Consider the following 8,316-nt stretch of genomic DNA (forward strand, 5'->3'; position numbering starts at 1 on the left):
CCAGATCCGATGCGCCACACATCAGCCAACAGTCGGACCCGGAACGAGCGCCAACCACTCACAGCAACATCAACAATGAAGCTGAATGTTTACGGGAGCGAAGACCGACTCCGAGCGCCACATCACCTACGATCCCGCGAACCGTCCCGAGGTGTCCTCCCTCCTCCTGCTCGCTTCGCTCTGCCAGAACCGGCACCCTCATCAGGTCGCCGACGACATCGGCTCCGCCGGGGCCGCCGCACTTAAGAAGATCGTGATCGAAGCGGTCAACGACTACCTGGCACCGATCCGGGCTCGCCGAGCCGACTACGCCGAGGACCGCTCCCATCTGCGCCGTGTGCTCCGCGAGGGCAACGAACGAGCGGGAGCCGTCGCCGACGCAACCCTCGCCGAGGTGCGTACCGCCATGAACAGCCACTACTGACGGTCTGGGGTCACCGGCCGGCCGGGTCGGCGCCGAGTCGCCCGAGACTGCCGAGCCACACCTGGCACCGGGCGGCTTCGGTGGCGACCCGGCTGTGGTGGCCGCCCGGCTTCCAGGAAGAGGGCCGCGGGAGTCGGTCAGAGCTGCCGGTCAACCGTCAGAACGGACTTCTTCGTGCCGGCCGCGGCCAGAGTCCCGCCCAGCAGAAGCGTCCCCACCGGCCAACGACGCATATGCACCGGTAGAGTGACGCAATAGTCGCCGACGCGCAGGATCAAGCCCTTGCCCACCAGGTCCCGCGCGGCCGCGGCATACTGCGGAGTCCGGGTCACGTCGGCCCACGCGCATCCCGACATTCCCTGCCGGAGCACGTCGATGAGGACGGCGTCGTCGACGATGAACCGATTCGTGGCCTCGCTCCTCTGGTCGACTACGGAGACGAAGTCCGGCCCCTTCCGGAAATAGAACAGACCAAAACTGCCCGCCGATCGCCAATGGCCGAGGGGGAGTTCTCCCTCGCCCAGGACGGTCACCTTCCCCGGAGGCGGTAGGTGATCGAGTATCCGAACCATCCCCATCTGGTCCGGGCTCAGGCTCAATGACCACGACAACCGCACTCCGATCGAGGAGCATTCGCGAACCAGCGCGATGCTTCGCGCGGTCACGTCAGCCGGGAGTCCTGACAGGTCGACGGCCTCAGCCAGCCGCACACCGGCGACGGGCACACGCCGCAGAAGCGATCCCAGTTCGTCAGGAGCAGGGAGCCCGGTCCAGTCCGCACCGAGGACCAGCACCGCGGCGCCCGGTCGCCCGCCCGCCGGGCGGCGCCCGTGGCGGTCGGCCAGCGCCCTGAGTCCGTCGATATCCAGCAGGGCGCTCATCGGGATGCCGCGACCTCTCTGCCGTCGACAAGCTTCCGGCGGTACGGGTCGACCTCGAGCGCCAAGCTCACGTAGCGCCCTTCGTCCTCGAAGGCGAGACCGCGGTCGACGAAGTAACGAAGGATCTTCCGGGCTTCCTCGTCGGTCACGACTTGGCCGCCGTCGGCGAGCCGTCGGCGCACGCCCTCCCACCCGGCTCCCTGGAAGAGATCGAGGTATACATTGCTTTGCAGCTCGTCCAACTCGATGACCTCTTCAGGCCAGCTTGCCCGCTGGTCCTCGATGACCACCCGGCCCTGGTCGTCGATCCAATACAGAAGCGTGCTCCTTGGATAGGCCTCGGCCCAGTTTCTGACTGCCTGCTTCAGGTCGTCCTCCAGCGGCCCCGCGATCCCTCGCGTACTGCCGTCGAAAAGGTAGACGAGATCATACAACTCGCCTTTTGGAACATTATAGATAAGTTCATAGAAGCGCGCCGGCGTGCGGAACATGAATCCAATGGAAGGATCATCGAAATAGGGACTGAACCTCTCCAGTGCAATGCRCCACGCGCCGGTTGGCGGCTGGAGGTGTTCCAGTGATGCCATTTTCCTCAGCAGGCTCTGATAATCTTCGTCGGTCTCCCCAGGGAATCCGTACAGGATGTTCCAGGTGACGCTCAGGCCGAGATCCATGCCATCTCGCAGCATACGCACGTTGTGCGCCGAACTCACGCCCTTTTCCATCAGCCGAAGCACGTGGCTGCTCAGGCTCTCGATGCCCGGCTGGACGAAGAGCACGTTCGCGTCCCTCAGGCGGCCCAGCTGCTCGCGGGTCATGTTCGACTTGATCTCGTAGTGAATCCTCAGATCACAGTCGAGGGCCGCCAGCTCCGGCATCACCTTATCGATGTAGCCCATGTCGAGAATGTTGTCGACCATCACCACGTCGAGAACGCGGTGCCTCGACGCCAGGTCCCGGACCTCGTGCGCGATGCGTTCGGGAGCCTTGCTCCGAAAGTTAATGTTCGATCCGTTCAGGCCGCAGAAGGTGCACTGGTGAACTTCGCCCCACCAACAGCCACGGGATGTCTCGAGAACCGCCATCGGCCGGATGCCGGGGCCGAGCGACGAATTCTCGAGCGCCTGGAAGTAGCCGTCGTAGTCGGGGGCTGGCACCACGCCGAAGGGCACGGACGACTCGGCGGGTGGGTTCGTGACCGTCATCCCGTCGGACCGCCAGCTGAGGCCGGGTATGTCGGCGACACTCGCACCTGCGGCGACACACCTCAGCAGCGCGGGCAGCGACCGTTCGCCTTCACCACTGATCACGAAGTCGAGCTGATCGAAGTTCCGGTGCAGGGCCGGCCCCTGCGGCCCGTCGCAGTTGCTGCCGCCGATCACCGTGAGGACGCCCGGCGCGACTCTCTTGATCTCCCTCGCGAGCGCGAGTGACGGAACGTTCTGCATGAAAGTGCTGGTGAATCCGACGATGTCCGGTGGATCGGCGGCGATCTCGGCCGCCAGCTGCCGGATGAACGTCCGGGAGTGTCGCTGCATCTCGACGGGAACCTCCGCGTCGACACCCTGCGCGTCGAGAAGCTGCGCGTACTCGTCGACACGGTAGCTCGCGACGTCATACAGCGCGGGAGCGAAGACCCAGTCGCCGACGCCCTGAAAGACCTGGACCGCCACCTTGCCGTAGTCCGCCACGCCGATGGCTCCGCCGCTAGCGCACATCAGGTGCTCAGCCCACCGGAAGTTTCCGTACAACTCGTCCACGGACCAGCCGGGCGCCTGTTCGCGGACGGAAGGCCCGAGTACTCCCAGCGCACTGGACGGTGTGTCAAGTCCCTGCCATGGCATGGCGATAAGGAGAAGCCTCATTAGATTCCCACCTCGAATTTCGGTCGCTAGAAAGACACGGCGCGCTCGTGCGCCGAGACGCCCACGCCCGCGGCGCCGGCAGGATCCGTTGCCGGCCGAGCCGGAGATGACGCGGTCCTCACACCCAGATCGTGGTACGCCTCGGCCAAGGGACCTCAGGAGGCTCTCCTGTGCTTCCGGTGCTCCGACGGAGATCCGTACGCCATACCCCGGATAGGGGCGGACCCTGATTCCTGCCTCCGCCAGGTCCTGCGCGAAGGAGTCGGCCGCAGCGGCCAGGGGGAGCCAGACGAAGTTGGCGCGAGAAGGCAGCACCGGCAGACCCGACCACCGGAGACCAGCGGTCAGTTCGTCTCGCGACACGGTCACCGTGTCCAGGCGACCGCGTAGCTCACCCTCGCTGTGCAGGGAGAGGATCGCCGCCTGCTCCGCGATGTGGGTGACCCCAAAGGGAAGACCGGCCTTGCGGACGGTCACCATGATCCGCTCCGGGCCCGCGGCGTAGCCGATCCGCAGGCCCGCTAGCCCGTAGGCCTTCGAAAAGGTCCGGAGCACGACGATGTTGCGGTGCCGGCTGAGAACATCCGGAGTACCCGGGGGATTCTCGCCGCGATCGAACTCGACGTAGGCCTCGTCGAGCACCGTGAGGACGTCGCCCGGCAGTGAGCGCAGAAAGGAGTCCAGACGATGGCGATCAATGACCACGCCGGTTGGATTGTGGGGAGAGCAGAGAAGAATCACCCTGGTGCGCGGGCCGACCCGCGCACGTATCTCGTCCAGGTCGTGATCACCGGTAGACGTGAGCGGAACGTGAACGCTCGTGGCCCCGCTGATGGCGACCAGGAGCGGGTAGGCGTCGAAGCCCGGCCACGCGTAGATGACCTCGTCGCCGACGCCGCACAGTGCGAGAAGAATCTGTTGGAGTACCCCGGCGCTTCCGGGGCCCACCGCTACCGCGTCTGGGGAGACGTGCAGGTGCTTCGCGATCTCCTCTGTGATGGTCCGTGCCGTCGGGTCGGGGTAACGGGCCAGCCGGCTGAGGCCATCTTCGATGACCGAGAGCACTGTGGGCAGTGGGGGCAGTGGGGGAAGCACGAGTTCGTTGCTTGACAGGTCGAACCGCCCGGGCTCGTTTGCCGCCGTGTTCGCGGGCTCTGTGCTCCGATAGGCCGTAACGTCCCGCAGCGGGTCACGGCCGGCGAATCTCACTTTCACCGTTTGGGACTCCTGAGATCACGAGGGAGCATCGCCTGCGTCCCTGCACTTCTGCTGGTACCTGTCCGCTGTGCTCGTTGACCCTCCTCCCGAATCCCGAGACCCCGTGCAGAGGTTGGGCGGCAGGGTCTAGGCCGCTTCGGCCGCACGCGACTCTCGGATGGCGAGCAACTCGTATAGGAGTTCGTGAACCGGCGCGCTCAGACCTGCGTCGTGGGCCAGCCGGACAGCGGCCCCGGTCCACGCGTCCAGCTCCGACCGCCTACCGGTCAGGATGTCTCGCTGAAGTGAGGTGGTGACCCCGGCTGATTGCCTGTCCACCAGTCCCATCGCCGTGTCCACGGCGTCGTCGGGCAGGAAGATTCCCAGCCCGAGACCGGCCTCGTAGATCTCCCGCATGCCGGCGATCAGGAGCTGGCGAGTACCGCTCCGAGAACGGAGTTCGCCGATGGTCGCGCCGCCGGTGGCGGCTCCGAGACTGCCGACCGGCACCACCATCAGGAACTTCGCCCACAGGGTGGCCCAAATATCGTCAGGCTCGGTAACCGTCACCTGGGATTCTCGGAAGAGCTCACGAAGGCGCGTCACCTGCCTTGATGCCTGGCCGTCCCACGCGGTGAAACTTACCTCGCAGGTGGTGCCGGCGTGTCTAATCTCGCCAGGACCGGCCATCGTCGCCGCGATCCTTATCGTTCCGGGCAGCACGCGACGGCGGCCAATCCTCGCCGCGACCTGGCCGGGAGCGTCGACCCCGTTCTGCAGAGTGAGGACCGCGGTATCCGGGCCGACCATGAGGCCCAGCGATTCGACGGCATCGGAAAGCTGTCCCGTCTTTACGCAGAGCAGAACGAAGTCGACTCTTCCGATGTCGTCAGGGTCGTCGGAGGCGCTTACATCCGGCACCGACCAGCAACCTGAGTCATCCATTACCCGCAGCCCGTTCTTCTGGAGCGCGGCGAGGTTCTCGCCCCGGGCGAGGAACTCCACCTCGTGACCGGCGCCGGCCAGGCGGCCGCCGAGATACCCACCGACCGCGCCCGCGCCTACCACCGCGATCCTCGGTCCGCCTGCTCGTGCCGTCATCGCTGATCGCTCACGGGAGACGACCGGCGGGGGGTAATTCCGCGGCCGTGGCATACGGTGCTCATCGCGGCAACCGCTCCCGGACCCGGATGGGGAGCGCTCTGAGCCCCCGGCTGAGCGAGCTGTCGGCGAGCCACTCCACCTCGTCCTGACGGACTGCCAGCTCGAATCCTGGCAACCGGCGCAGCAGCGTTGTGAAGGCGATGTCTCCTTGAAGCCGGCCGAGGGGGGCACCAACGCAGAAGTGCGCGCCGTGGCCGAAAGCCAGATGGTGGTTCGGGGATCGGGTGACGTCGAACCGCTCCGGCTCGTCATATGCCTCCGGATCGTGCCCCGCGCTGGACAGCAAGAGATGCACGAAGCTCCCCCTGGGAATTTCTGTTCCGGCGAGCCGCATGTCCTCGACGGCGACCCGCATGGATGCCCAGGCGGCCGAACCCTCGAAGCGCAGCATCTCCTCGACCGCGGCGGGAATCAGCTCGGGAGTGGTTCGGAGCAGGTCGAGCTGGCCTGGGTGGCCGAGTAGCAGAGCAGTCCCATTTCCTATCAGGTTCGCGACCGTCTTGTGGCCCGCGATGAGCAGGAGGAGAATGGTGGAGAGGAGTTCGCGTTCACTGAGTGCGTCACTGTCTGCCGCCCTTACGAGCTCACTGAGCAGGTCCTTCCGCAGATCCGTGCGGCGTCGGGCCACCAGCCGGGTGAAGTAGTCGGTGAATTCCTCGGTCGCGGCCTTCAGCTCGGACTCCGCGTGCTGGAAGGGATCCTGGCTGAGAATGTAACCCCACTCGAGAAAGAGTGGTCTGTCCTGGACAGGTATCCCGAGATACTCGCAGATGACAGTGAGTGGAAGCGGCAGGGCAAACGCGCCGAGGAGGTCGATCTCACCGGGCGCGGGGAATGTGTCGATGAGATCGTCGACGACATCCTGGATGCGGGGGCGGAGGTCGGCGATCGCGTTCGGCAGAAATGCCCGGCTGATCGGCCTCCTCAGCCGGGCGTGGTCGGGAGGGTCCGCGAATCCCAGGTTACGCACCATGAGGAGGCTGCTGGACAGAGCCCTGTCGCGAAACCTGGGAGGTAGGTTCTCCGCTTCCTTGGACAGGCGCGAGTCGGTGAAGGCCTCCGCCACGGCCCTGTGGCCGAGAACGGCGTATGCCTCACTTCCCGGAGGATAGTTAATCTGGTGGACGGGGCATTTCGATCTGAGCTCGGCGTTCGTCGCGTGCGGTGATGGGCCAGGATTGAGGAAGAACTCCGAGGGCAGAACCTCTGGCACCTTCGGCTCCTGGACCGCCGGACGAATGCTACCTCCCGCCACTGCAGGTATTATCCAGACCACGTCACTTTCCTCGACGCGGGTCTCGAGATTTTCCAGGCCTCTGATGTCGTTGTCATTTCGATAGACGTTGATATACCGTCGGACCGACCCCTGGCCGTCCATGATCTTGTCGATGAGCCCGGGCAGGCACTCGTTCAGGTCGGCGAACACCTCGCGAATGTTCTCGCCCTTGGCAGCGACCTGCCGCTGCCCGCCGGACAGCGCCCGGAAGGCCGCTGGTATCTTGATGGTAACCATGGGCGGTGGAAGACCCTCGCGAGCRCCGTTCTGCGTTCCGTTCATCCTGTCTCCTCCTCTGGCCTGTACCGAGGCCACGCGATTGACGCGTCGTGTCTTCCGAGGCCGCCGCGGTGGACCGTCATCCCAGTCCGAACTCATCCCGGATCTGCGACGGGATGTGTAGGTCGAGCTCTGCGCACCGCTCTGGCCCTGCTTTCCATGCGGCGACCCGGTGTGCGAGGCCCTGACGGCCCGCGTGGACATACCAGATCAGGTTGACCGGCCAGGAGGACTGACGGAACAGGTACTCATCCATCCGGGTCGGCTTCTCGCTCAACCGCTGCGTCCGCTCATGCTGAGGTCCGATCTCATGCCAGTTCGGATGAGAATGAATCGAGCCGATCAGCTCGAGACCCGCCGCCTCGTGCTTTTTCACCGCCTGAAAGACGTCCTCGCCGGAGCACCAGAACCCGCGGCCGGGGTTCCTGTACACGTCGCCGAACTGCGGTGCGATTACATCTTCGAACTCGGCTATCACGTCCGCGTCGCTGTCGCGCACATTCTTCACGAATTCGATGTCGCCGATCGTGATCCCGTGGCGATTGTCGACACCGAACAGGAGGCCGGAGGCACGCGGTAGATGAGTTGGCACACCATCGGCGTTCCTACTCGCCAGGCACCGCTGATACTCCTCCACCGCGTGGTCGACGAAGCGCTTCGCGGGTTCGGGCTCGATGTAGGCTTCGTTCGACATCCTCGTGATCATCCCTAGGCTGGCCGTCCTGTCCTTCGGTTCATGACCTGGAGTACGCTACGTGCTGGTGGTTGAAGCCTACGTACGATGATCTCCGGCCTCCGATCAGCCGATTAGCTTGTCCGGATTCTTGTTCCGGCRTGACCAGGTCTTCCGTGCCTACCTGGTGAAGAGTTCCCGAGAATGGGGTGCACGAATTCAGGGCATCGGAAAGTGAAGACCTCCGATGGTCTATTCGGGCGGTACGAATTGACGCGTCTTCTGACGGTCAGTCGACGCCTAGCGACACGCTACACCTGGCGATGGCGCATGACAAGGCCAGCGCAATGCTCGACTCATCGAGAGGCGGGAATTGCGATCTCTTCCGGCTACTGAAAGTAAACGCGGTCCGTGACCCTTTGCGCATCCCATTAAGCGGATGTCGATATCTTCCGGCACGTCGATATCGGTATGTCGAGGGCCGACGCCGCAGCTAGCCTGGGCCGACTCCCGGGCTCTGATCGTCGGTAAGTATTCGGCGATGGCGTGGAGGGGCT

The 8,316-nt window shown here is 64.9% G+C and carries 6 protein-coding genes and 1 pseudogene; 2 read left to right on the forward strand and 5 right to left on the reverse strand.

The genetic code is table 11. From position 1 onward, the window contains the following. Positions 1 to 94 precede the first annotated feature (94 nt). A pseudogene (locus tag KBI5_RS22785) lies at positions 95 to 424 on the forward strand (tryptophan--tRNA ligase); the annotation flags it as partial. Between the two features lie 137 nt (positions 425 to 561). Here KBI5_RS22785 and KBI5_RS22790 read toward each other — a convergent pair. Both KBI5_RS22790 and KBI5_RS28210 read right to left on the reverse strand, forming a co-directional pair. Continuing rightward, a complete protein-coding gene (locus KBI5_RS22790; protein WP_011436302.1) occupies positions 562 to 1,305 on the reverse strand; it encodes a DUF5825 family protein in 744 nt (247 codons plus the stop codon). After that, the gene (locus KBI5_RS28210) at positions 1,302 to 3,650 is read right to left on the reverse strand and encodes a RiPP maturation radical SAM C-methyltransferase (RefSeq protein WP_347272533.1); all 2,349 of its coding nucleotides are present in this window, start codon (positions 3,648 to 3,650) and stop codon (positions 1,302 to 1,304) included. Before KBI5_RS28210 ends, KBI5_RS22790 begins: the two co-directional genes overlap by 4 nt. A gap of 207 nt (positions 3,651 to 3,857) precedes the next feature. On the opposite strand from KBI5_RS28210, the gene KBI5_RS28215 reads away from it, so the two are divergent. Then, positions 3,858 to 4,280 (forward strand): hypothetical protein, encoded by a 423-nt coding sequence (locus tag KBI5_RS28215; protein WP_241883122.1) that lies wholly within the window; start codon positions 3,858 to 3,860, stop codon positions 4,278 to 4,280. A 234-nt stretch (positions 4,281 to 4,514) separates the two neighbouring features. Here KBI5_RS28215 and KBI5_RS22800 read toward each other — a convergent pair whose 3' ends face one another. The 3 genes from KBI5_RS22800 to KBI5_RS27215 form a co-directional block, all read right to left on the reverse strand. Further along, positions 4,515 to 5,468 carry a 2-dehydropantoate 2-reductase gene (locus tag KBI5_RS22800; RefSeq protein WP_011436297.1) on the reverse strand — a complete coding sequence of 318 codons (954 nt, stop codon included), beginning with the start codon at positions 5,466 to 5,468 and terminating at the stop codon, positions 4,515 to 4,517. A 61-nt stretch (positions 5,469 to 5,529) separates the two neighbouring features. Next, positions 5,530 to 7,044, reverse strand: a complete 1,515-nt coding sequence (locus tag KBI5_RS22805; RefSeq protein ID WP_083503468.1) for a cytochrome P450 — start codon at positions 7,042 to 7,044, stop codon at positions 5,530 to 5,532. A 121-nt stretch (positions 7,045 to 7,165) separates the two neighbouring features. Continuing rightward, entirely contained in the window at positions 7,166 to 7,780 is a 615-nt protein-coding gene (locus tag KBI5_RS27215; RefSeq protein ID WP_011436295.1) for a hypothetical protein, read from the reverse strand. Positions 7,781 to 8,316 lie beyond the last annotated feature (536 nt).

Origin of the sequence: Frankia sp. KB5, from assembly GCF_002099325.1 — a bacterium.
Classification (GTDB): Bacteria; Actinomycetota; Actinomycetes; order Frankiales; family Frankiaceae; genus Frankia; species Frankia casuarinae.

What these genes read in the sequence shown, in the direction of transcription:
- KBI5_RS22800 (WP_011436297.1), bottom strand. Translation starts at nt 5,468, where the DNA reads ATGACGGCACGAGCAGGCGGACCGAGGATCGCGGTGGTAGGCGCGGGC.
- KBI5_RS22790 (WP_011436302.1), bottom strand. Translation starts at nt 1,305, where the DNA reads ATGAGCGCCCTGCTGGATATCGACGGACTCAGGGCGCTGGCCGACCGC.
- KBI5_RS22805 (WP_083503468.1), bottom strand. Translation starts at nt 7,044, where the DNA reads ATGGTTACCATCAAGATACCAGCGGCCTTCCGGGCGCTGTCCGGCGGG.
- KBI5_RS27215 (WP_011436295.1), bottom strand. Translation starts at nt 7,780, where the DNA reads ATGTCGAACGAAGCCTACATCGAGCCCGAACCCGCGAAGCGCTTCGTC.
- KBI5_RS28215 (WP_241883122.1), top strand. Translation starts at nt 3,858, where the DNA reads ATGGCGATCAATGACCACGCCGGTTGGATTGTGGGGAGAGCAGAGAAG.